This window comes from Shewanella fidelis ATCC BAA-318 (assembly GCF_000518605.1).
Taxonomy (GTDB): Bacteria; Pseudomonadota; Gammaproteobacteria; order Enterobacterales; family Shewanellaceae; genus Shewanella; species Shewanella fidelis.
The window spans coordinates 63,050-87,049 of sequence record NZ_KI912462.1; the positions used below are offsets into that span (position 1 = coordinate 63,050).

Here is a 24,000-nt window from a genome sequence, read left to right on the forward strand (position 1 = left end):
ATCATGTTAAAAATTACCGATATTGAAGTGATCCACCTACGCGTTCCAGCAATGGATGCTGACTGTGAATGGGGTGAAGACGCCGTCATCGTTAAGGTACACACTGATAAAGGTATTGTGGGTGTTGGCGAAGCTGACTCTAGCCCACTAGTGGTTCAAGCTTGTATCGAAGCGCCACAAACTAACTTTTACTGCAACGGCCTTAAGCGTCTGTTGATCGGTGAAAACGCGCTAGAAATTGAGCGTCTGTGGAACAAGATGTACTGGGGCTCTAACTACATGGGTCGTCGCGGTGCAGGTATTCACGCCATTAGTGCCATCGACATCGCTCTGTGGGATATCGCAGGTCAGTTCTACGGTGTGCCTGTACACACGCTACTAGGCGGTAAGTACCGTGAAAAGATCCGTTGTTACGGTACTTTCATTCCGGCTGATAAGCCTGAAGATAACGTAGCGATTGTACAGGGCTTAAAAGACCAAGGTTTTACTAGCATTAAGTTTGGCGGCGGCGTGATGGGCGATGACCCAGACACAGATTACGCTATCGTTAAAGCGGTACGTGAAGCAGCAGGTCCAGAGATGGAAGTGCAGATCGACCTAGCCTCTAAATGGCACACCTGTGGTCATTCAGCCATGATGGCAAAACGCCTAGAAGCGTTTAACCTCAACTGGATTGAAGAGCCGGTATTGGCAGACAGCTTGATCAGCTATGAGAAGCTATCACGCCAAGTATCACAAAAGATCGCTGGCGGTGAATCACTAACAACTCGTTACGAGTTCCAAGAGTTCATCACTAAGTCGAATGCCGATATTGTGCAGCCAGACATCACTCGTTGTGGTGGTATTTCTGAAATGAAGAAGATCTACGATATCGCGCAAATGAACGGTACTCAATTGATCCCACACGGTTTCAGCACAGGTATTTTGTTGCATGCGTCAGTGCACTTCTTAGCAGCTTGTGAACACGGCACGCTAATGGAGTTCTCACAAAGCAGCAGCCCACTGTTCACTAGCTTAGTGAAAAACCAGCTGCAGTTCGACAACGGCTATGTTGCTGTGTGTGACAAACCTGGTTTAGGCATCGAGCTAGACGAAGAGTTAATTGCTAAATATCGTGTAAATTAATCAATCGCTTTAAGCTCGTTCAACTGAGTGACTAAAATAACAATGCCAGTAAGCTAAGCTTACTGGCATTTTTTTATTCTATATTGTTAATTATACGAAGCATTCTAGCTAGCAATGACACTCTCCATAGTGCTCATAACTACATATCCTAGAGATTTCTAATCACCACGCTATTTTAAGGCAAACTCAAACACTGTCTGATAATCACACCACCTATGCTTTGTAAGCGATAGGCTTAAAAGAAAAGAACCATGAGTGCACTTAAAGTAAATGCAAAATATCTCGCTTAATTTAGCCTCATGGTTCTAACCACCCTATTGGTAAGGTGTATGCAGGTCTGATTGCAAACGAGATAAATCATATGCAACAAAGTTTACACCTGTCAACCTTGCGATATGCTAAAGCTGTCATATGAGATCAACGCCTCTAAACACTTAAAATTTCGACTCAAATCACCATTATTTTATCTGCAAGCCTGATAGCTGCTAATAAGCACTTATTTAAGATCACGATTACAAGCTAATTTTTGACCAACCTCAAATAACAAGACAGCAAATTACACAACTGTATACCTATTGCGATCTAGATCACTCAAAAAGTAAACACCTGTCTCTACAATTACCTCGAAATAAGTACTAAAGATATTTAATTGCGTTTCTTTCGAAATGATAAGTGTGGGATAGATGATGAGAATCTTACTAAAAATCGGAGTGTTAATAGCTTTTACCGCTAGCTCACTCTTTATTACGCCTAGCGTAAGCGCTAACCAAGCAAGTACTCCCTTAGAGCAGGTATTGGTTAATAAATTCACCGAGGCAAAATACTCAAACAAAGGTGCTGACACCTGTATTGCATGTCATAAAAAGTCTCAATCTGTGATGGCAATTTTTAATACGCCACACGGTGATACTAATAAAGACCCTATGGCTGGTCTGCAGTGTGAAGCTTGCCATGGCCCTCAAGGCAAACACCGCGGAAAGAATGAACCCATGCTGACTTTCGGCAACGAGATCTCAGTAGAAGGCCGTAACAGTGTTTGTGAGTCTTGCCATACTCAAGAGCACACTCCGTTTCATGACCAAGCCTGTAGCGATTGTCACAACATTCACCAAGCAGAGTTGGCAGTCAAGCAACCTCAAGCTCAGTGTTCAAATTGCCATATGCAACAAGAGTCTGCCAAATTCAAACGCTCTACTCACTTAGAAAACTTAGCCTGTAGTGATTGCCACAACCCGCATCAAGAAGCCCCACTAGCAGTAAATGACACCTGTTACAGCTGTCACGCCGAAAAGCGTGGTCCTACGCTATGGGAGCACTCGCCTGTTGTTGAAGACTGTACCACCTGCCATAACCCCCATGGTTCGGTAAATGACAACTTACTTAACAGCCGCGCGCCCCAACTATGCCAAAGCTGCCATAGCCAAGCCGGCCATCCAGGTGATGTTCACAATAACTTAGACGGCTTCACTCAAGGTCAATCGTGCATGAATTGCCATAGCAAAATTCACGGTTCTAACCACCCTTCTGGCCACTTGTTTGAGAAATAGGAACTGATGATGAAAACTAAACTCACTTTAGTAGCACTCGCTGTTCTCTCAGTTAACGCTACCGCGGCAAACTTTTCAGTGCCGCTAGATATAGAAAAAGACTACGCCTGTAAACGCTGCGTTGCTAATGAACACAGCAATAGCCTTGGCGTAATGACAGAGCAAAGCACCCACTTAGATAGCCAATACGGTGCCAATGCTGATATCCGCAGTGAACACTTCAGTGTCGATGCTAACAATGCTGGTGCTGATAATGGTTACTTAAAGGCTGCGGCTTACTATGGCGACTTTGCCTTGGAGCTGGCTTATGTCGACCGCTGGAACTTAGATGACAACGATATTGGTGCGGAGCGCAAACAGTTAAGTGCTGGCGCCAAATACCAAAACCAGTTAATCACAGCCTTTGTAAAGGCAAGCAGTGAAGATAAGCAAGGCCAGCGCATTAGCTCTGTCGTTGACCCTAAGCCTACTAACTACTTAGAAACCATCGACCACACCACTCAGGTGATGAATGCAGGTGTACAGCTGCACGGTGACTTTTGGAACCTAGGTGTTGCCGCATTTAATTCTGACTTTACCGATAACGCAGGTGTTGATGCTGACAACAGTGCCCAGCAAGCCAGCGTAAAAGGTGGCCTTAACTTCGGCACCACCCGCCTGAGTGTGAGCGCGGCCTCGGGAAAAATGATCCAAGACGATGCCATTGAGCAAGAAAACTCATTAGTGCCTATCGCCAATTTTGATGGCGAAGTTGAAACCTTAGATTATAACGCTCGTATCAGTTCTCGCTTTGCAGGAATTAAACTCAATGGCTTTTATCGCTATAGCAACCGCGATAATGTCAGTGGTTCTTACCCGTTTTTCGATGCGATTAATACGCCTATCGATACCAGTAAAACTCAATATGGGTTCGATGCAAGCTACCGTTTAGGCAGTGCTAAGTTTAGCGCTGGCTTTGAACAGAACGACCGCACTCGCAACGATAGCGACCGTGAAGAAACCCAAGAAAATGAGCTATTTGCTCGTGTGGATTATCGCCTAAGCGCGTTTAACTCCCACATTAAGTTCACCACCGGTGAGCGTACCGGCTCAGATTATCGTATTGGCGATGATATTTTCGAAAAATACTACTTAGCAGACAGAGACCGCCTCAGCACTGAGCTTGGTCTTGGCTACAGCCGCAACAACTATGGCGCTAACCTAAAGGTTATTTTAGCCAGCGATGACTACTCAAATAGCTCTGCACTGAAAAAGTCTGATGAAGTACTAGTCAATCTCGACGGCTTCTACCGTTTCAATGACCAGTTAGTTCTAAATGCCTACGCAGGTACACAAACAATCGACAGTCTCGAGTTGCACAACACTGAGATTGCCGATGAGTTTAGCTACTTTGGATTTGGCCTAGAGCAATACCAAATTAATGACGATATCTCTGTCGGCAGCAGTTATACCTTCTCGTTTTCTGGCAGTGACACCTCTGTCGATAGCATCGAAATGGGTGACTACTACCAATACCAACACCTTGCTGAAGTCCATATGGATTACCGCATCAATGCGCGTTTCTCGACTCGCCTGGCTTACACCTACGAGCGCCACTACGACACGAATTACGCCAATCAACCGATTGAGAGCATCAATTCCATTGCTGATCTCAATCAGAATTATACCGACCACAAGATCGGTGCATTTTTCACAATTAAGCTGTAAGGGACAATTATGAAACGTCGCGACTTTCTCAAAGTCAGTGCAGCATCAGCCGCAGTAGCAACGGTTACAGGTTGTAGCTCTGACTCAGCAGATCCTGCTAAGCCAATCGAGCAACCTATCACTGATCCAATCGCTGGTGAAAGCCATGCTTGGGCACAGTGTCAAAGTAACTGCTGGGCCTGGTGTCCGCTCAAAGTCATTACTAAAGATGGCAAAATTATTCGTGTCGAACCACATTCAGAAGGTGACGATAACTTCAATACCGGCCGTATTCACAATAAAGCGTGTGCTAAAGGCTTGATGCTTAAAGAGCTTGTGTATTCTCCTGAGCGCTTAACTAAACCACTAAAACGCACAGGTCCACGTGGTTCTGGACAGTTTGAAGAGATCAGTTGGGAACAAGCTGCGAATGAGGTTGCTCAGTCGCTACGTAGCACTATTGATACCTGTGGTAACCGTGCTGTTATGCTAGGCAATGGCTCAGGCGCTGCCCATAGTTCTTACCCAATCATGGGCCCCCATGTGCGCCTAATGAATATGCTTGGCGGCTTCCAAAAAACGTATGGCTACTATAGCGCTAGCATGAAAGAGATGGCTATCGCTTACACCTTTGGTGAAGGCACCAAAAACTTTGCCTATGGTCAAGGCACGGGCTCTTCGTCTGTAACTGAGATGAAGTACTCTGACTACGTTTTATCATTTGGTTACAACCCAGTTGAAATGTTTATGACTGGCGGTGGTGAAGGTCACCACTTTATTCAAACTCTAGAGCAAAATGACCTCAAGTTTGTCTATATTGACCCGCGTTATACCGACACTTGTTTAGGCCGTGAAGATGACTGGATTGGCATTCGCCCGATGACAGATGGCGCGTTCATTGAAGCGCTATTTCATGAAATCCTCACCGCCTATTACATTGACGGCAGCCATGTCGAAAAACGTCAGTTTGCTGAGTCATTCATTCTTGGTCTAACGGCTGAGACATTAACTGAATACTCAGCAAATCTAAGCCCAAGTGATGACAACTATGGCTATAAAGATTACATCCATCCAGAAGAGAACCTAAAAGACTACATACTCGGTTTAGGTAAGTTTGCCGATGAAAATGGTGCTAACACACATGCTAAAACTCCCGAGTGGGCTGCACCAATATGTGGAATTCCAGCTCATAAAATCCGCCAAGTAGCGCAAGATCTACTATCAGCAAGTGCACCATTTATTTGCTCAGGACAAGGGGTTCAACGCTCAGCGCAAGGCGAGCAGGTAATGCGGATGATTTACACATTACCAGTACTGCTTAATGCAGTTGGTCGTCGAGGCACTAACAACGGTGACTTACCAATGGTGGCGTCGGCTGGCCCTGGTGCAGCTCCTATTCCAATGGCTGCTTGGTCCGACCCTACCTTCCCAGGCTTTTTAGGTGGTACAGCGCCAGCGACTGTGATTAAAGCCAAAATACCAACCTATAAAACCTATGAAGCCATGGAGCGCGGCTTTGAAATGACTAACCGCAGTGATGGGGTTCGAGGTCTAAAGTTTGATATTAAAGATCCGAGTAACGATGAAACTTACGGCACCAATATCAAATTCTTGATGACAGTCGCAGGCAACACAGTAAACCAGCACGGCGATATTAACGAAGTAAAACGGATTTTAAGCATCGAGCCAAGCTCACCTGGACAACCAGAAGAACCTGGGCTTGATATGCATGTGGTTATCGACACGCAAATGACACCAACTGCGCAGTGGGCAGATATTGTTTTACCCGATACCACTTGGACAGAGCGCTGGGATCTCATTGCCTCTGATAACGCAACCGTACTAACAGTGCCAAGCATTAAGCCTATTGGTGAAAGTAAGCCAATGTTCGAATTTATGGTAATGCTAGCGGACAAGCTTGGTTTAAGTGGCTATGCAACCAAAGGCAGAACTCAAGAAGCACTGACTAAAACATTCCTAGATGAAGCGATCAATGGCGTGTTAGGCGATACAACGCTCCCTCCATTAGAAGGTCATGAAAAGACAGGTTATGTCTATATTCACCCGTTTGATGAGCCAGCAATTGGAATGGAAAAAGAGTTCAGCAAGCCTGATAAACCAGGGCTAAGCACTCCGTCTAAGTTAGTCGAAACTTACTCGCCACGAATTGCATGGATGGCATCAGCCGAAGGCTGGGAAAAAGATACCGAAGCATATGGCGCAACAGGTGGCCTATCGGCTATCCCTAAATACGTGCCGACTTGGGAAAGCTTTGAATCAGACGATGACGGCTACCCACTGCAACTGGTGAACTATCACACTAAAGGCCGTGCTCACTCAACATTCCACAACTGCCCAACACTGCGCAAAGTCTATGAAGATGCAATTTGGGTTAATCCCTATGACGCCAATACTCTCGGCATTATTTCTGGAGAGATGCTGGATGTAACCAGCCCACGCGGCACCATTCAAGTTGCGGCAAAAGTAACTCCAAGAATCGCTATGGGTGTCGTCGCAATAGGCCAAGGTGCTTGGCATAAAGAGCTCGCAGGCAAAGATGTTGGCGGTTGTGCTAACACCTTAACTCGCCAAAAAGCGACTCCACTCGCCAAAGGTAATCCAATGAACACTGTGCGCGTTCGCATCACTAAAGCATAAGGAGCTTAATTATGACTCAAGCTAATGAAAATAAAGCTTTTGCGTTTTACTTTGATGCATCTCGCTGTAATGGCTGTAAAGGCTGTCAGGTGTCTTGTAAAGATGGCCGCGGCTTATCTATAGACCGCAACTTTCGTCGTGTTTATGAATACGGTGGTGGCACCTTTAGCCAAAATGGCGATGGCACCATGGAGCAAAGCTCATTTGCCTATTACGCCTCAGTGAGTTGTAACCACTGTGAAAAACCAGCGTGCACTAGTGCTTGCCCAACAGGTGCCATGCACAAAAAAGCCAACGGTATTGTCGCTATCCATGATGATATCTGTATTGGTTGCTCAAGTTGTGCAGAGGCTTGTCCCTACGATGCGCCACAGCTCGATACTAACCGCGGCAAGATGACTAAGTGCGATGGCTGCTTCGAACGCCTTGAATTCGGGCTTAAACCTTTTTGCGTGCAGTCTTGCTCTCAGCGTGCACTCGATTGCGGCACAGTCGCAGAACTGCAAGCAAGATATGGTGGTGCTCCCGGCGTTGGTCATATTGCGCCACTGCCAAATTCAAACATCACTCAACCGAATTTGTTGATCCGTAGTTCACCTTGTACTCGTCCAACAGGTGACACCAACGGCAGCGTACTTAACCCCAATGAAGTGTAACCAGCTTTAAGACAACTTTAATCAAATCAAGATCCGTGAGTAGCCGAGCTCCAACGTCAGCTACTCACTAAATAAAAAGGTAAATATGATGACTATGATGAGAAAACTACTCGCTGTATCTATCACCACAGCACTTACCCTTGGCATGACTGCTTGTAGTAGCGATGAAGAAACGGTAGAAATTGAAGTACCTGTTCCAGCTGCTCCGCTTGAAGTCACATTTGAGCGAGCTTATAAAGCCACACCTGATGGTGCTTGGTTTGGGCTACACGATGAACGTAACGAGCTAAACTATCAGGAATATAATGCAGGCCGCCCGATGCCAAATGGCGCAGAACCATGGATTAACTCCCAGTATGTTTTAGCTAGTACAGCAACTGAAACTAAAATTTGGTATGGCGCTGCTACCTCGGTTTATTGTTACTGGCCTATGGTATCTATGGCTATGCCAATGGCATTGATGAACTATGAAACCGAGCGTCAAGCTTGTCAGCTTATGGCACCTACTGGCCAAATGCCAGATGCACAAGCATTTGTATTTGATCCAGCAACAGGTGAAAACATTCACCTTAATGACAAGACTGTTAAAAATGGTGAGCAGTACTGGGCCGATATGATGGACTTCCATGGTCATGAAATCGGTATTAAGAATGCTGTTAAAGCACCTGAAGGTACAGATCCTAAATTAGTTGACGAAGATGGCTGGTTACTTGATGAAAGTGGCGATCTTGTTCTAGAGGACGACCAAACTCGCTACCCATTTAGCTTCCGAGGTAACGGTCAGTCACAGGGTCTTGTTTTCGTCATGGGCTATCTAACCACACCAGATCCAGACATGGTCAATAAAGGCGACTCTCCAAAAATTGGTTACAACCGTCTATTCGTCTTTAACGAAGCAGAGATGGAATACTTAGGTTACGCTGAATTTACCTATGACACCGTTCGTCGCTTTATCACAGTTGAACATAAAGATGGCAGTGAAGGTATGTATTGGTTTGGTGGTCCAGATCAATCAGGCGGACAAGCTGGTGTGGCTAAAAACCAAATGTTGCGCTGGGTTGGTACACCAGATGAACCGCTAAAAGGCGGGTCTCTAGGCAACGGCTTTGACATTGTTTCTGATGACAGCTTCCTGGATTATGGGGTTGTTGGTGACGTCGACATATTCCAAGACAAAGATGGCGACAACCGTCTAGTCATGTCTAGCTGGTACAACCCTACTGGCAGTGCAGCAGCCAAACCATATACAAGTAAAATGCCGGACTCAGGCTTTACAGCAGAAAACAAGGCAAGTTACAAAGATTTCTTTAAGTACGATCAATACGATCCCGATACAACTGCCGCCCATGGTTCGAAACTTGCTGCACAAGCTTTTTATGACGGTTACTTGTACTTTGGTTCATATCATCAAGGTACATCAGGCGCTTACGATCATCTGATAAAGAAACACTGCGTAACAGTTGGCTTCAATGACGACGGCACTCCAATTGAAGAAGGCTCACTATGTGAACTAAAAAATAGTATTCAACAGCAAGACGAGCTAACGATAGCTAAGCATGATGAGTTTATGATGAAGACTTGGCGCGCCCTTTCTCTGTTCCGAATAAAGACTGAGGATATCGTAGATGGTAGTGTCGATGATGTTGAACTCTTATATGGTAATGAAGAAGACTGGGTGTTTGTTGATGATGGTAAAGATGGTTACCATTTTGAAATGCAGCCAAACAAAATGGGGCAAAAGCCACTATTTGGTAAAGAAGGCTTTGGCCATGAAGGCCTAGTTTATGCTTTCACCATGACAGAGCATGACGGCAAGCTATTCTTGGGTACTTGGAATGCAACAGCAGGTCTTTACGATATCTTCGAAAATGGTATTGAGGGTTATAAGCATCCTGATAGCCATAATAAAGTAGCTTTAGGTACAGAGGTTATTAATCCAAATGATATCGCGGCTCAGATTGGCCAGGAAACTGAAAAAGGTATTTATGATGAAATGTACGCTCAATTTATAGCCGACGGTATGAGTCCAGAAGAGGCACATAAACAAGCCTTAATTATGTCTAAGCTTTTAAATCCAATCCCAACCGATGGCGGCATGGCTGGTGAAGAGCGTGTCGTACAAAACAATCCTGCATACTTTTTGTATAATGCAGTAAAAGAACAAAACCAAGATGATGATCTAGCTGGTCGTGGCGGCTGGTTAGCAGTGTTTGAAGATAGTCAAAACCCTGCAACTATCGTAGACAAATATGGTTTCGGTAACACTTGTAACAACGGTATCCGTAACTATTCTAAAGTTGGTGGAGAGCTTTACTTTGGTACAACGAGCTATTGTAACCTTGGTGATGAAGCTGGTCTTGAATTCTACAAGTACACTGGCGACAATCGTTAATCAATAACAACTAGTTGCTAACAAAGGCAATAAAGCCCAGCTTGAGCTGGGCTTTTTCTTACCTAGATGTTTGCGTCCCAACAAATAACTAATACCAATTAGTAAAAAATCATACCCAGATCAAATCTCAATCAAACACACCTGTATACACAAGAGAATATCTGACATAATTTCTATTATTGAAACACGCTAGTGGAGGTAGCTATGAACTTAATTCAACGACAGTTAAAAGTTGTCTCACTGTCATCAAAACTAGAATCATTTATCAGTGAACAACTTAATATTACGGGGATATTTAGATATGTCTCTTTAACGACTGTTTGCAACTATATTGCCACTTGCGCCATCGAACAGCCTGAAGAAAACGATGAGCTAGCCCAGTGTTTGATTGCGCTCGCCTTTTGTGCCGCGCAAATACCTGCCGATAGAAGTCCGACTCAGAATATCGCTCTGTATATCATTAAAGTCGCGGCGAAATCCTATCCTGGACTAATCCCATTATTAAATAAAGCCACCGTACAAATAAAGCCACGCAATATGCTTAGCTAATATTGTGAACTAAAAATGCTATTAACTAGCAATCATGCAGTTACGTTCAAACTTACCAATTGCCTTTAATATCTTTTCATAGTCAGTATCAATGTGACCTGATTGCCATTGAAGATTATCGGTATACTTAATCAAGTTTTCATACACATCATAAAGCGGCCTGCGGATCTGCCCCCCGATATTCATGATACTCTGCGGGATAAGCACACAACCTCGCTGATAAGGATAAACCGCAGCCATAACTTGTGTAATCTGCTCTTTCTCCGCAATCAGTGAACCATTTTTTACCGGCATCATCCAGAACTGGGTATGGATAACTCTGAGTTGCTCTAGGATCTGTTCTAATTGTTGTTGCTGTTTTTCACCAGCAAAAGAGTATATTCCAGGGTTAGCGCTCAAAAATGCAATACCTAAAGTGTTCTTTGTACTAGAAGATATAGAGACAGGCGCTAACATAGCAGTAAGCAGTTTTTCTCGATCATTAAGCTGCTCATAATTTAATATATCCACCAGCATTTGCCGCGTGTTACCTGCATCGTGTACAAATAAGCTAACTAATACATCTTCTTTACCTGAGAAGTATTTATATAGGGTAGCTCGAGATATCTCTGCACGTTTCGCAATATCTGTAAACTTAAACGACACCATCCCATCCTCAAGAATCAATTCTCTAGCGATGTCGAGCAACTTAGCTTCTCTATCCTGTCTCATCATTAATCGTAAAAGCCCTAATTAACCTATACCTGATAATGTACCAAAAGGGATTAATTTAAACTGCATTGAAAAGCGAAATAGTGATGAAGATCGGTGCTATTTAGGCAACTTTATCATAACCACTTCAAATGAGATCTGCTCCTTAGAAGTATAACTAAATATACATTACCATTATGATTAATAAGCGTAAAAGTGCAGCACTTGCTATAGCCACAAAAATATTTAAACGAAATTAAAGTCTACTTTTTTACAGTATGGTGACGAAAATTAATAGCGTAAGTCAGCAAGCATTATCTGTACGTGCCATTATCACCGGCATGGCTCTTGGCAGCTTGCTGGTTATGTGTAACCTGTATATGGGCCTTCGAATTGGCTGGTCTATAAACATGTCTGTTCTATCATCACTATTAGGCTTTATTATTTGGCGGGGTATAAGCGCTGCAACCCCCATTCGCGCTTGGGAGCCTCGGGAAGCCAATATCCAACAAACAGCGGCTTCTGCTGCAGGAGGCACAGTATCAGCAGGACTCGTATCAGCCATCCCTGCTTATATGATAATTAGTCAATCTACTTTTGATTACTGGCCCATGGTCGTTTGGATGGTAAGCATTAGCTTACTCGGGATTTGCGTGGCATCAGCCATCAGACCTGCCATGTTGCATAATGAGCGTTTACGCTTTCCTGCCGGTATAGCAACAGCTGAAGTTATCAACGATATGTTTAGTGGAGCTCGAGTCGCTCAGCACAAGACGATTGCCTTACTGTCTGCAATGGCTGTCACCATAATGCATCGCTTTTTTATTCCAGTGAGCTATAAAATTCCTCTGGGCTTTTCAATTCCCGGACAAGGAGCTGTTGCTGGTAGCAGCATTAGTGCCAAGAATTTAGGCTTTATTATTGATCCCTCATATATGTTACTCGCTTTTGGTGCCATTATAGGTACTAAATCTGCCCTAAGTTTATTCTTGGGCTCTCTCATCGCATGGCTGGCTGTGGGTCCCTATATTGTAAGCCAAGGTTGGGAAAAACCTGGGCCCGTTGATAGCCAATGGTTCAGCTACTTAATCGACTGGTTAGTATGGCCGGGAGTGGCGATGATGCTAGCCTCTGCAATAACGACCACCACAATATCGTTATTTAAATCGCAAAATAAAACTAAGCTGAAGTTAATGTGGGGCTGGCAAGAGTGTTTACTACTGGCCTTATTAACCCCCGTTTTAATTGGCTTACAAGTTTACTTATTTGGGATTAGCTTGTTTGCAGCAATACTGGCAGTACCATTAGCATTTATTTTTGCCATTGTGGCCGCACAAGTGGTTGGCGAAACAGGAATTCCTCCCATTGGAGCACTAGGCAAGTTATCACAATTAAGCTTCTCGGTAATTAGTCCAGGAAACTTAACCACCAACCTAATGACTGCTAACGTTGCTAGCGGCGCTGCGGGTCAAGCCACAGATCTACTGAATGACTTTAAAGCAGGACAACTGTTAGGCACTAACCCTCGCCAGCAAATGTTTGCCCAAGCGATGGGGATTTTAGTTGGCTGTCTAACCAGTGCTGCGGTGTTTATATTGCTGATCCCAAATCCAGCGGAGCAGTTAATGACTGAACAATGGCCCGCACCAGGAGTCGCAGCTTGGACGGCAATAGCCCAAGCCTTAACTCAAGGACTTGAGGCCATCCCCCAATCTGCCAGATATGCCATGTTTATAGGCATAGTCGTAGCAACAATAAATGAGTTGCTGTTGTTGCTCATCCCCCCCAAATGGCACCCTTATTTACCGAGCATGTCCGCTGTAGGCTTAGCATTTATCTTACCAGCACAAGTGAGCATGATGTTATCTATTGGTGCTTTATTAGCTTGGATTCTACGCAAATTAGCCCCACGCTGGTCAAAGCGATTTTTAATTGCATTAGCCGCTGGTTGTATTGCTGGTGAAAGTCTCGCGGGTGTATTGGGATCGCTAGTTTTTTTATTTAATTAACTTCATACTAAGTAAAGTGTTGCACCTTTATAACCGTAGCTCCCATGTGTGGCCGACTCAATATTATTGATGACATGTTTGTACAAGCCTTGATGGAAGACTTGCGGATTAACAATCAGCAAGAAATGCTGTTTGGCCGCTTTAAAATGCCAACGAACGACATCAGCATTGTGCGGGAAATAGATGGTGAGCGCCACTTACAAACTGCGACATGGTGGTTGTTACTCGATACCCTTTATGAAGGTTTTAAACCCAGTCGCTATACCTCATTTAACACTCGATCTGACAAACTAAATACACCAAATAGCGCAGGTTTTAACGCCTTTAGAGAAAGTCGCTGCTTAGTCATTGCTAGCGGTTTTGGCGAAACAGAAAAGAAAGGTAAACAAACCTATTACCATGACTTTATTGCTGACAACTCTGCAATTGTATTTGGTGGTTTATTTCGTGACTGGCAGCACCCAAAAACCGGTGAAACCATCACATCTTGCTCTATTATCACTAACCCGCCTCATCCGGACTTAATGCCTTACCACAGCAAAGCCAGTCCAATGATTTTGCCGCAAAACGATGAGGTGCTCGATGCGTGGTTAAACCCAGCCAACCAGCAAGTAGAGATGTTTGCTGATTTACTCAAACCAGCCCTGCGCCATGATTTCAGTGTGCAGCAAATAAATAAGCCGAGCCAATATCAACCTATTGGTCAAACTGCTCGGCTTATTCCTAACGATTATGTTGTAAATACCTAGTTTAAATAGGCGCTCAATGTTTCTTGTTGATTCAACAAGCTCTGATACATAGTAAACTGGTTCGCAGCTCGCTCTAGGTTATGACCTTGATGGTGAATCTGAAAGTACACATCGCCGTTTAAATGATCGGTTAAGAACCTAACACCAATCATCAAACACATCACTCTGGCCCCTAGCCATAAGCTCTTGCGTTCATCATCAGATAACACATCACCAAGCTCACTCAAATATCCTTTACAAATAGCACCGAAGATAGACTCTCTAACCTGCACTTTATCCAGTGCTGTGGAATCTTCCTCTTCAGGACTACAGAAGGTGCGTACCATATCGCCAAAGTCATACATGAGATAGCCTTTCATGCAGGTATCTAAATCGATAATAGCTAGACTCGACATATCACGCTTATCAAAAAGCATGTTATTGATTTTAGTATCATTATGACAAATGCGACGCGGCAGTTTAGCTTCAACTTGTGCAAGTTCTTGTAACAAGCCTTGCTGCGCCAATACAAAGTCAATCCACTGCTGACAACCTTCAACTCGGTTTTGACTATCAACACTGATTGCCTGTTGAAGTAACTCTATTCGCCCCGGCAAATGATGGAAGTTAGGGATCACATCTTCAATCTGATCAGCGTCAAGTTCAATTAACGCGCCAGAGAAGTGACCAAAAGCTTTTGCCGCCATCTCAGCATCAGCCTCACAACCGACTACATCAATACTATGACTGTACGGCAGATAATTCATTCCGCGCCAAAAACCTTGCTCACCAAGATCAACAAATAGGTCTCCATTCGCAATAGCTTCGGGTGAAACAACTTGCAAACCATAAGCACTTTCAGCGACTTTATTTTGCAAATGCTGGCTAATTTTATACGCATTATTTACTAGAGCATTAGGTGTTTTAAATACATCTGTATTAATTTTTTGCAATACAAAATCACGCTCATTTCCACGAACTAAAAAGGTATAGTTAATGTGGCCATTCCCCAACGGGGATACTTTGGCGCTACCGGCATCAACACCAAAATGTGACAAAACATGTTGTCTTATAAAATCAATCACCCAACACTCCAGCTATTTTTTAAATCACTTTGCTATCCAGTCTTTCTAGCATTTCCCTGCAAAGCATTAATTAACATCTTTAGTTAAACGACATACGCGGCTATCTAGCGTTAACCGCTTGTTGTAATTTTAATTTAACCCACTGCACATCTTCAGGGTAAGTCACCCCATACCAGGACTCTTGCGCCACACTAACGTTAACGCCCCAGCTTGATTTACTCTGTAAGCTTTTATCTATGCGGGCTTGCACCACGCTCGGCAAATAACACTCTGTTTTCGCCTGCTTGCCATTAAGCTTTATAAACTCACAAAACTCTTGTTCTATCACCGTAAAAATATCAGCTTTAAAACCCCAGCAAGTCATAGAGACCACTGCATTGTCATCAATGGTCGATCTTTCTTCGTTGAGCACACCAGTTAAGCCTGATGCGTCTTGACGGATCTCAAGCCACTCAGCCACATCAACAAGTTTACCGTCAACCACTTGGCAAACACCGCGGTTTACACCACCATTTTCAGACAAGGTTAACCCTATTGGGTAGCCAACCATCATCCAGTCATCATTAGCAACCGATAAGCCTTGCACCAACAAGCTAAAGGCACTGTCACCATAGAAGTCATCGGCGTTGATTACCGCCATAGGCTCATTCACATGGTGGCGTGCACTCCACAACGCATGTGCAGTTCCCCAAGGTTTTTGTCGCTGCGTTAGATCGGCATGCGCTCTCGCAGCTTCAGGTAAGTCATCAATGGACTGCAAGCAATACTCAATCTTAAAGTCATCATCAAACTTATCCTGTAGTGCTTTATCTAACAATGGCGCTAACTCGGGACGAATAACTAACACAGCTTTAGTAAATCCAGCCTTATAAGCACTCTTTAAAGAGAGCTCCAACATGGTTTCGCCATTAGGCCCAAGCTCAGCAAGCTGTTTATCACCACCAAAACGGCTGCCTAAACCGGCAGCTAAAATCACTAAGGTCAATTGTTGCTTGCAGCTATTCATGATTAAATTTGTCTCTCTGGTATGGCGTTAGCCGACACGCTAAATAAGGCGAGCGAGTTTAAAGACTCTGCTTTTCAATATCCAGCGCTAATCGCAAACAACTGTTATTGTGCTGCCGTTATTATAAAAATGCTCTAAACTCTGCCGTCTTACCTAATGCAGCCTGACTGCCCTTTAGGCTAAAGTTATAGCCACAAAGACTGACATTGCCCCTGCGCGCCATATCTACCACTATCGCCTCTGTATCCAACGGTGAAAAACGCGCCTCAGTACCAGTATCTGCTAGCAAATCCACAACCATAGGTCGATACTCTGTGCCATTATTAAAGCGTAAACGAGAACAGGTTTTATCGCCTTTTGCTGTGGCTAACGACCACAAATTTTCCGGCGTTCCGCTTTCTCCTAGCCAGCGCATAATCAGCACATCTTCTTCAAGTGCTAAGCTAAAACCATCTGGCATAGCGGTTGAGATCCGCTCAACTTTTGGCTCGGCGACTTCAGTCTCATCAACCACATTGACGCTTTCATTATGGGTCTCTGAGCTCGGGAGCAATGTCCATAGGCTTATCAATAACAAACACCCCACAACACTGCCTGCAGCAATTATTACCGCTTTGCGATTTGCTTCAATAAACTGTTGAATTGATGCTAGTTGAGATTGCGCCGTTCTACTCCGATTCCGAGTACTATCTTGATCTGTATAAGACTGATAACTCTCCGCTTTCACCTGCTGCTGATATTCAGTTTCAACGCTAGTTGGAATTGACTCTTCTCTTCCCTCACTCGGCGCGATGCCGCCCAGTGTTGGTTCAACTCGCGCACGACCACCTTGTGAGCGAACAGGCCGCGCTGCGTCACCCATCTCAACAGGACCAGAGTAACCTTGAACATAATCAAGGTTTCGAGCAGCTGGTAGCATAGCCAAATAACCGATAGCAAAAACCGCTAACACCATAAAAGTTAATAGCAACATCATGCTATGAACATGCACTAACGTAACAATGACAAATATAAAAGGTGCCATAGCCACTAGTGCTAGTTGTGCAGGTTTGCCTGCATCACGTAAACGGCGCAAACTGGTTAACGCCAAAATTGGCGCCAGTATTAACCCAGGTACGTACAGTAATCCCGTTGGCCCGACAAGCGCTACAGATATAAATAACGCTAAATAAATCAGACCACTAATCGTTGCAAAACGCTGGCTATTATCTAAACCTTTAACACACAAAAGCGACTTCATTTGCATACAATAACCACCCTAAAAATTCTTATACTGAGCCGATAATGTCACTGACTTAAGTAACAATAGGCTATTTATGCTCAGGCGAAAGCACAAAATCGAATCGGTTAGCCTACCGAATTTAGCATTCAATGTCAGTGCTTTCAGGCAATAAACTTGCTTCAGACTACGCAAGCTTTTCAAAGTCACACAGGGGAAAACCGCCACTAAAATGCGTAATAAATTCATCTGCGACTAGCACAAATATCACCCTAGGCTGTATAATGGCTCGCTTAATCTTTTACCCGCATGGACTTAAACCTCTAAATGTTTAATCCCGTGCACACATCGGATATAGCAGCTAATGACCGCTCGCGGAAACCTATTTATCGTCTCGGCGCCAAGTGGCGCAGGTAAATCATCGCTTATTTCAGCCCTATTAAGGGATCAACCGTTAGATAAGCAAGTTTCAGTTTCGCACACCACAAGGCAACCTCGCCCGGGTGAAGAGAACGGTCAACACTATCATTTCGTTAATCAAGATGAATTTAAACGCTTGATTGCTGAAAATGCATTTTTTGAGTGGGCTGAAGTATTCGGTAACTATTATGGCACCTCTCGAGTCACTATCGAGCAGACGCTAGCTAAAGGCATCGACGTATTTTTAGATATCGACTGGCAAGGTGCACAGCAAGTGAAAAAACTAATGCCAGAGTCGATTGGTGTATTTATTTTGCCACCATCGAAAGCCGAGCTTGAACGCCGCCTTACTGGCCGCGGACAAGATAGCGCTGAAGTCATTGCTGGCCGCATGGCACAAGCAGTTTCAGAAATGTCACACTACAATGAGTATGACTTCGTTATAGTAAATGATGATTTCGACAAAGCATTGGCCGATCTTTTAGCGATCATTCGCAGTCAAAGATTAACCTCTGCTAGCCAAATTCATACGCAGAATGATATGATTAAAGATCTGTTGGCAGGCTAACTGTCTTCATGTACAATTTTGCGTCATTTTTTTCAATCGATTAAACACTGGAGTTTCCAAACATGGCTCGCGTAACTGTAGAAGATGCCGTAAACCAAATCGGCAACCGTTTTGACATGATTCTGGTTGCAGCGCGTCGTGCTCGCCAAATCGCTGTTCAGGGTAAAGACCCTATGGTTGAAGAAGAGAACGACAAGCCAACGGTTATCGCCCTGCGCGAAATCGAACTAGGTTTAGTCACAGCTGATACTTTGGATGCTGATGAGCGCCAAACAGTTCGTGAACGTGAAGCAGCTGAAATCGCTGCTGTTGCTGCCATCGCTGAAGGCCGCAACGCTATATAAGGAGTGCTGTCACTTGTATCTGTTTGAAGGTCTCAAGGAGTCTGCTTCAGGTTATTTAGAATCTGAGCAGGTAGAATTACTCAAGCAGGCCTATCAGGTGGCGCGTGATGCCCATGAAGGTCAGATGCGCACGAGTGGCGAACCTTATATTACCCATCCGGTTGCGGTTGCCCGCATCCTGGCCGATATGCGTCTCGATCATGAGACGCTTATGGCCGCACTCTTGCACGACACTATCGAAGATACCCCTGTTACCAAAGAAGAACTAGCCGAGCTATTTGGCGAGTCTATTGCTGAATTGGTTGAAGGTGTTTCTAAGCTCGATAAGCTCAAATTCCGCGATAAGAAAGAAGCTCAGGCAGAAAACTTCCGCAAAATGATGATGGCGATGACCCAAGATATTCGCGTCATCTTAATCAAGCTTGCCGATAGAACCCACAACATGCGTACCTTAGGTGCTCTACGTCCAGATAAGCGTCGTCGTATTGCCCGAGAAACCCTTGAGATCTACGCTCCTATTGCCAACCGTCTTGGTATTCATAATATTAAGAGCGAGTTAGAGGATTTAGGTTTTCATGCCTATTATCCAATGCGATATCGCGTACTCAAAGAGGTCGTTAAAGCTGCCCGTGGTAATCGTAAAGAGCTAATTCAAAGTATTGAAGCTGCAATTAAAACCCGCCTCGAAGACACAGGTCTAGAAGGCGCAGTTAAAGGCCGCGAAAAGAACCTTTATTCCATCTACAATAAGATGCGTAATAAAGAGCTGCAATTCCAAGAAGTCATGGATATCTATGCCTTCCGAGTCATCGTTGACTCTATCGATACTTGCTATCGCGTAATGGGTGCAATGCATGGCCTTTATAAGCCGCATCCAGGCCGATTTAAAGATTATATCGCTATCCCTAAAGCCAACGGCTATCAGTCATTACATACTTCACTTTTTGGACCTCACGGCGTGCCAGTTGAGATCCAGATCCGTACCGAAGATATGGATCAGATGGCGGATAAAGGGGTCGCGGCTCACTGGCTGTACAAAAAAGGCAGCTCAGCCGAGCAAGGCACGACCACCCAAGTTCGTGCCCGTAAGTGGATGCAAAGCTTGCTCGAACTTCAGCAAAGCGCTAGCACCTCTTTTGAATTTGTTGAAAACTTTAAGACTGAACTCTTCCCTGAAGAGATTTACGTGTTCACCCCTGAAGGCCGCATTTTAGAGCTTCCAGTAGGGGCAACACCTGTCGATTTTGCTTATGAAGTGCATACCGACGTGGGTAACACCTGCGTTGGCGCTAAAGTAAATCGTCAAGCTTATCCGCTTAGTCAGCCACTGATCTCCGGCCAAACCGTTGAGATCATTACCGCAAATGGCGCACGTCCAAATGCAGCTTGGCTTAACTTTGTCGTGACAGGTAAAGCCCGCGCTAAAATCCGCCAGCTACTGAAGAGCTTAAAAGAAGATGATGCCATTTTATTAGGCAAACGCTTACTCAATCACGCTCTTGGTGAAACTAAGCTAGATAGCCTGTCAGCTGAACAGATTGAAAAAGTCGTTAAAGATACTAAGCATGACAGCCTTGATTCACTGCTTGCCGATATAGGTTTAGGCAATGCTATGAGCATTGTTATTGCTCAGCGTTTGCGTGGTGATCAAGTCGAGGCTGAAGAGCACAAAGAAACTCACACCATGCCTATTCGTGGTGCTGAAGGTATGTTGGTAACCTTCGCTAATTGCTGTCGCCCAATTCCGGGTGATGCGGTTATTGCCCATGTCAGCCCAGGTAAAGGCCTAGTGGTACACATGGAAAGCTGTGCCAATATACGCGGCTATCAAGGCGAACCAGATAAGTATATTCCTGTGCAATGGGACAGTGCTGAAGGCGTTGAGTATCAAGCCAACCTACGCGTGGAGATTGTTAATCACCAAGGCGCGCTTGCCAAAATCACTTCGATTGTCGCAGCAGAAGGCTCAAATATTCATAACTTGACTACAGAAGAGCGTGATGGACGGGTATTCCTGATCAACTTACGTATTTCTGTACGCGACCGTATTCACTTAGCTAACGTAATGCGCCGCATCAGGGTATTACCAGAAGTATTACGAACATCTAGGAATCGCTAACACACTCAAATTTGTACTCAGTAATCACAAGGAAAGATTATGGCAGAGAAAATCATTATCGCTACCGCCAAAGCACCACAAGCTATTGGCACCTACTCGCAAGCAGTAAAAGTGGGTAGTACGGTTTATTTATCGGGCCAAATCCCACTTGTTGCTGAGACAATGGAAATTGTCAGTGATGAGTTTGAGGCGCAAGTAGTACAAGTCTTTGAAAACCTTACAGCAGTTTGTGAAGCTGCAGGCGGTTCTCTAAGCGATATCGTCAAGCTTAATATCTTTATGACAGATCTAAGTAACTTTGCCACCGTCAACGAAGTGATGGGGCGTTACTTTGAACAGCCTTACCCAGCTCGCGCAGCTATCGGTGTTAAACAGTTACCGAAAGACTCGCAAGTTGAAATGGATGGAGTGATGGAGATCTAACGCTGCAATGACTCCAGAAAACGGGCGCCAAGGCGCCCATTTTACTATTTAGTGACTAACCGATTAACCGTACACAATAGAAGCCTAGCATGAGTCCTGAACGTTTCGCCCGCATCAATCAGATGCTTGATAATCGCCAACCTGATCTTACCGTTTGCTTAGACACTGTACACAAAGGTAATAATATTGCCGCGGTATTGCGTACTGCTGACGCTGCAGGTATTCATGAAGTACACGCGGTATGGTCTGATCTTGAAATGCGGGTATCGGGCAACACAGCCTCAGGTAGCCAGCAATGGGTTAAGACTCGCGTGCACCACACTATGGCAGAGGCTGTAGCGGAATTTCGTACCAAAGACATGCAAATTTTAGCCACCACCTTTTCAGACACTGCGGTTGATTTTCGTGAGATTGATTACACCAAACCCACAGTGATTATTATGGGTAACGAACGTGATGGTGTTAGCCCTGAAGGCATCGCGAGCGCCGATCAACATATCATTATCCCTATGATAGGTATGGTGCAGTCACTAAATGTGTCTGTTGCCTCGGCGCTCATCATGTATGAAGCGCAACGCCAACGCACTGAAGCAGGAATGTACGGCAAACGTAAGCTAGATGATGCCTACTGCCAAACTAAATTGTTCGAACAGGGCCACCCTATATACGCCAAAGCATGTCGCCGTAAGAAATTGCCTTATCCAAGAGTTGATGATCAAGGCCAAATCGTTGCCGATGAAGATTGGTGGCAAAAAATGCGCGCGCCGTCTGACGAGGAATAACGATTTCTCACCCAGCACTCACGCTTGCAGTGCTGGGAATACTTTCAAGCTTACTTGCCTCCTCTGCTCAATCATCTGCTTTTACATATCCACAAAAATGTAACACCCGTTTGAAAAAGTTTGTCTTAGATCACATTTTTCGCCATACTCAAGATAAAACCAGCTTATTAAACGAACGATTAAAACAACTTAAAAGTAATAAGCTGAATTGGAATCAACAAAATCAATATGGAAATGCGATGGAATCTTCTATGAAAACACCAATTGAGATGCTTGAACATTGGGTTGAAAAACAAGGCGATCAAGTTTATCTAAAGCAGCCAATTGATGGTCAATACAAAACGTTCACTTGGCGTGAAGTACAAACTAAAATGCAGCAAATTGCTGGCGCATTAAGACACCTTGGCCTCAACCCTGGCGACAAAGTTGCCGTACTTTCTAAAAATTGTGCCGAATGGTTTATTACAGACTTAGCCTTGATGCATGGCGGTTATATCAGCGTGCCAATCTACCCAACTGCCAATGCCGACACTATTCGCTACACGTTAGAGCATAGTGAAGCCAAAGCGATATTTATTGGCAAACTCGATTATTGGGCAGATCAAGAAGCCGGCGTAGGCGGTGATATTCTGCGCATAGCGATGCCATACGACACCATGCCGTCACAGTATCACTGGGATAAGATGCTCAATATGGGGCAGCCATTAATTGATGCACCACTGCCGACTGCCCAGCAGGTGATGACCATCATCTACACCTCTGGCTCAACAGGCAAACCCAAAGGCGCAATTCAAAACTTTGCTAGCTATGCATGGACCTGTACTGCAGTTGTGCGCGATTTAAAAACGACTGTTGAAGACAGATTACTTTCATACTTGCCACTGGCGCATATTACTGAGCGTGTAGCGATTCAAGGCTCATCATTCTATTCAGGTAGCAGCGTTGCATTTGTCGAGAGCTTAGATAGCTTTGTTGCCGACGTGCAGCGTGCAAGGCCTACGGTATTCTTCTCCGTTCCGCGCCTATGGAGTCTGTTCCAAAAAAATATCATCGACAAAATTGGTTACAGCAAACTCAATTTCTTACTCAAAGTACCTATTATTAGTGGCATCGTAAAACGTAAGATCCACCAAGGCTTAGGTTTAGAGCATTGTCACTTGCTAGGCTCTGGCTCAGCGCCAATTCCACCATCGCTAGTTGAGTGGTATCACAAGATAGGTCTCGATATCTCAGAAGCTTGGGGTATGACAGAGAACTGTGCTTATTCAATTATCAACCATCCATTTGATGTGAAAAAGATTGGCTCTGTTGGCCGCGCCGTTGAAGGCTGTGAAATCAAGCAATCAGATGTTGGTGAGCTACTCGTTAAAAGTCCGGGGTTAATGCAGGGCTATTATAAGCAAGAGGAGGAAAGCGCTAAATGCTTCGATGAAGACGGCTTCTTCCATACTGGCGACTTATGCTCGATTGACGAGCAAGGCAACGTTAGCATTACAGGCCGAGTAAAAGATAACTTCAAAACAGCTAAAGGTAAGTACGTTGCACCAGTACCAATTGAGCGCAAGTTGGCTCAAGACCCTCATGTCGAGATGATCTGCGTTATCGGTTCAGGTTTACCGCACCCTATTGCCCTAGTGCAACTATCAGAAGGCGCGGCATTGCAACCTAGAGAAGAAGTGCGTGCATCATTAAAGGACACTGTCGATGCCGTTAACCCACATTTAGAGTCCCATGAAACCGTTGACGCGATTGTTATTGTTAGCGAGCCATGGGATGTGGAAAATGATGTATTAACACCAACACTTAAAATTAAGCGTCATGTGCTAGAGAAGAACTTTAGTGAAAAAGTGGATGGTATTCGCGGTGGCAAAGTATGCTGGGAAGATGAAATCTAATATAAATTAGCGCGACTCAGTTGTTATAACGGCACACTTTAACGTGTGCCGTATTTATATCTGACAAATAATCATCAATTAACTAAATTTAATGCATTA

The 24,000-nt window shown here is 44.5% G+C and carries 19 protein-coding genes; 15 read left to right on the forward strand and 4 right to left on the reverse strand.

Going from position 1 to position 24,000, the window contains the following annotated elements; genetic code table 11:
- The first annotated feature begins 3 nt into the window (after positions 1-3).
- The 7 genes from L884_RS0120785 to L884_RS0120815 all read left to right on the forward strand — a co-directional run bounded on the left by L884_RS0120785 (position 4) and on the right by L884_RS0120815 (position 10,613).
- The gene (locus L884_RS0120785) at positions 4-1,125 is read left to right on the forward strand and encodes a mandelate racemase/muconate lactonizing enzyme family protein (protein WP_028769294.1); all 1,122 of its coding nucleotides are present in this window, start codon (positions 4-6) and stop codon (positions 1,123-1,125) included.
- Between the two features lie 683 nt (positions 1,126-1,808).
- On the forward strand, positions 1,809-2,672 hold the full coding sequence (locus L884_RS0120790) for a DmsE family decaheme c-type cytochrome (protein ID WP_028769295.1): 864 nt from the start codon (positions 1,809-1,811) through the stop codon (positions 2,670-2,672).
- 9 nt (positions 2,673-2,681) lie between these two features.
- Positions 2,682-4,379, forward strand: a complete 1,698-nt coding sequence (locus tag L884_RS0120795; RefSeq protein ID WP_028769296.1) for an MtrB/PioB family outer membrane beta-barrel protein — start codon at positions 2,682-2,684, stop codon at positions 4,377-4,379.
- A 9-nt stretch (positions 4,380-4,388) separates the two neighbouring features.
- Positions 4,389-7,016, forward strand: a complete 2,628-nt coding sequence (locus L884_RS0120800) for a molybdopterin-dependent oxidoreductase (RefSeq protein WP_028769297.1) — start codon at positions 4,389-4,391, stop codon at positions 7,014-7,016.
- An 11-nt stretch (positions 7,017-7,027) separates the two neighbouring features.
- Positions 7,028-7,672: a DMSO/selenate family reductase complex B subunit gene (locus L884_RS0120805; RefSeq protein WP_028769298.1), complete on the forward strand. Its 645-nt coding sequence runs from the start codon at positions 7,028-7,030 to the stop codon at positions 7,670-7,672.
- Positions 7,673-7,757: 85 nt separating this feature from the next.
- Positions 7,758-10,064, forward strand: a complete 2,307-nt coding sequence (locus tag L884_RS0120810; protein WP_156925733.1) for a hypothetical protein — start codon at positions 7,758-7,760, stop codon at positions 10,062-10,064.
- Between the two features lie 204 nt (positions 10,065-10,268).
- Positions 10,269-10,613 (forward strand): hypothetical protein, encoded by a 345-nt coding sequence (locus L884_RS0120815; RefSeq protein WP_028769300.1) that lies wholly within the window; start codon positions 10,269-10,271, stop codon positions 10,611-10,613.
- Between the two features lie 21 nt (positions 10,614-10,634).
- Here L884_RS0120815 and L884_RS0120820 read toward each other — a convergent pair whose 3' ends face one another.
- The gene (locus L884_RS0120820) at positions 10,635-11,327 is read right to left on the reverse strand and encodes a TetR/AcrR family transcriptional regulator (protein ID WP_028769301.1); all 693 of its coding nucleotides are present in this window, start codon (positions 11,325-11,327) and stop codon (positions 10,635-10,637) included.
- A 254-nt stretch (positions 11,328-11,581) separates the two neighbouring features.
- On the opposite strand from L884_RS0120820, the gene L884_RS0120825 reads away from it, so the two are divergent.
- Both L884_RS0120825 and L884_RS0120830 read left to right on the forward strand, forming a co-directional pair.
- The gene (locus L884_RS0120825) at positions 11,582-13,312 is read left to right on the forward strand and encodes an OPT/YSL family transporter (protein ID WP_028769302.1); all 1,731 of its coding nucleotides are present in this window, start codon (positions 11,582-11,584) and stop codon (positions 13,310-13,312) included.
- Between the two features lie 44 nt (positions 13,313-13,356).
- Complete coding sequence (locus L884_RS0120830; RefSeq protein ID WP_028769303.1) at positions 13,357-14,061, forward strand: SOS response-associated peptidase; 705 nt, start codon at positions 13,357-13,359, stop codon at positions 14,059-14,061.
- Here L884_RS0120830 and L884_RS0120835 read toward each other — a convergent pair.
- The 3 genes from L884_RS0120835 to L884_RS0120845 form a co-directional block, all read right to left on the reverse strand.
- Positions 14,058-15,125 (reverse strand): phosphotransferase enzyme family protein, encoded by a 1,068-nt coding sequence (locus L884_RS0120835; RefSeq protein ID WP_028769304.1) that lies wholly within the window; start codon positions 15,123-15,125, stop codon positions 14,058-14,060. The two genes, L884_RS0120830 and L884_RS0120835, sit on opposite strands and share 4 nt — an antisense overlap.
- A gap of 100 nt (positions 15,126-15,225) precedes the next feature.
- A complete protein-coding gene (locus tag L884_RS0120840) occupies positions 15,226-16,131 on the reverse strand; it encodes a nucleotidyltransferase family protein (protein ID WP_028769305.1) in 906 nt (301 codons plus the stop codon).
- Positions 16,132-16,252: 121 nt separating this feature from the next.
- Positions 16,253-17,377, reverse strand: a complete 1,125-nt coding sequence (locus L884_RS0120845; RefSeq protein ID WP_028769306.1) for a DUF805 domain-containing protein — start codon at positions 17,375-17,377, stop codon at positions 16,253-16,255.
- Positions 17,378-17,714: 337 nt separating this feature from the next.
- On the opposite strand from L884_RS0120845, the gene gmk reads away from it, so the two are divergent.
- The 6 genes from gmk (at position 17,715) to L884_RS0120875 (ending at position 23,901) form a co-directional block, all read left to right on the forward strand.
- Complete coding sequence (gmk, locus tag L884_RS0120850; RefSeq protein WP_028769307.1) at positions 17,715-18,338, forward strand: guanylate kinase; 624 nt, start codon at positions 17,715-17,717, stop codon at positions 18,336-18,338.
- A gap of 62 nt (positions 18,339-18,400) precedes the next feature.
- Positions 18,401-18,682 carry a DNA-directed RNA polymerase subunit omega gene (gene rpoZ, locus L884_RS0120855; protein WP_012275521.1) on the forward strand — a complete coding sequence of 94 codons (282 nt, stop codon included), beginning with the start codon at positions 18,401-18,403 and terminating at the stop codon, positions 18,680-18,682.
- Positions 18,683-18,695: 13 nt separating this feature from the next.
- On the forward strand, positions 18,696-20,801 hold the full coding sequence (gene spoT, locus L884_RS0120860; RefSeq protein ID WP_028769308.1) for a bifunctional GTP diphosphokinase/guanosine-3',5'-bis pyrophosphate 3'-pyrophosphohydrolase: 2,106 nt from the start codon (positions 18,696-18,698) through the stop codon (positions 20,799-20,801).
- Between the two features lie 39 nt (positions 20,802-20,840).
- Entirely contained in the window at positions 20,841-21,224 is a 384-nt protein-coding gene (locus L884_RS0120865; protein ID WP_028769309.1) for a RidA family protein, read from the forward strand.
- Between the two features lie 89 nt (positions 21,225-21,313).
- Positions 21,314-22,006: a tRNA (guanosine(18)-2'-O)-methyltransferase TrmH gene (gene trmH, locus L884_RS0120870; RefSeq protein WP_028769310.1), complete on the forward strand. Its 693-nt coding sequence runs from the start codon at positions 21,314-21,316 to the stop codon at positions 22,004-22,006.
- A gap of 239 nt (positions 22,007-22,245) precedes the next feature.
- Complete coding sequence (locus L884_RS0120875) at positions 22,246-23,901, forward strand: AMP-binding protein (RefSeq protein WP_028769311.1); 1,656 nt, start codon at positions 22,246-22,248, stop codon at positions 23,899-23,901.
- Positions 23,902-24,000 lie beyond the last annotated feature (99 nt).

Coding starts and splice junctions, on each gene's coding strand:
- L884_RS0120875 (WP_028769311.1), top strand. CDS start 22,246: ATGGAATCTTCTATGAAAACACCAATTGAGATGCTTGAACATTGGGTT.
- L884_RS0120825 (WP_028769302.1), top strand. CDS start 11,582: ATGGTGACGAAAATTAATAGCGTAAGTCAGCAAGCATTATCTGTACGT.
- L884_RS0120865 (WP_028769309.1), top strand. CDS start 20,841: ATGGCAGAGAAAATCATTATCGCTACCGCCAAAGCACCACAAGCTATT.
- L884_RS0120805 (WP_028769298.1), top strand. CDS start 7,028: ATGACTCAAGCTAATGAAAATAAAGCTTTTGCGTTTTACTTTGATGCA.
- L884_RS0120800 (WP_028769297.1), top strand. CDS start 4,389: ATGAAACGTCGCGACTTTCTCAAAGTCAGTGCAGCATCAGCCGCAGTA.
- L884_RS0120810 (WP_156925733.1), top strand. CDS start 7,758: ATGATGACTATGATGAGAAAACTACTCGCTGTATCTATCACCACAGCA.
- L884_RS0120820 (WP_028769301.1), bottom strand. CDS start 11,327: ATGATGAGACAGGATAGAGAAGCTAAGTTGCTCGACATCGCTAGAGAA.
- L884_RS0120795 (WP_028769296.1), top strand. CDS start 2,682: ATGAAAACTAAACTCACTTTAGTAGCACTCGCTGTTCTCTCAGTTAAC.
- L884_RS0120845 (WP_028769306.1), bottom strand. CDS start 17,377: ATGCAAATGAAGTCGCTTTTGTGTGTTAAAGGTTTAGATAATAGCCAG.
- trmH (WP_028769310.1), top strand. CDS start 21,314: ATGAGTCCTGAACGTTTCGCCCGCATCAATCAGATGCTTGATAATCGC.
- rpoZ (WP_012275521.1), top strand. CDS start 18,401: ATGGCTCGCGTAACTGTAGAAGATGCCGTAAACCAAATCGGCAACCGT.
- L884_RS0120785 (WP_028769294.1), top strand. CDS start 4: ATGTTAAAAATTACCGATATTGAAGTGATCCACCTACGCGTTCCAGCA.
- L884_RS0120790 (WP_028769295.1), top strand. CDS start 1,809: ATGATGAGAATCTTACTAAAAATCGGAGTGTTAATAGCTTTTACCGCT.
- L884_RS0120830 (WP_028769303.1), top strand. CDS start 13,357: ATGTGTGGCCGACTCAATATTATTGATGACATGTTTGTACAAGCCTTG.
- gmk (WP_028769307.1), top strand. CDS start 17,715: ATGACCGCTCGCGGAAACCTATTTATCGTCTCGGCGCCAAGTGGCGCA.
- L884_RS0120815 (WP_028769300.1), top strand. CDS start 10,269: ATGAACTTAATTCAACGACAGTTAAAAGTTGTCTCACTGTCATCAAAA.
- L884_RS0120840 (WP_028769305.1), bottom strand. CDS start 16,131: ATGAATAGCTGCAAGCAACAATTGACCTTAGTGATTTTAGCTGCCGGT.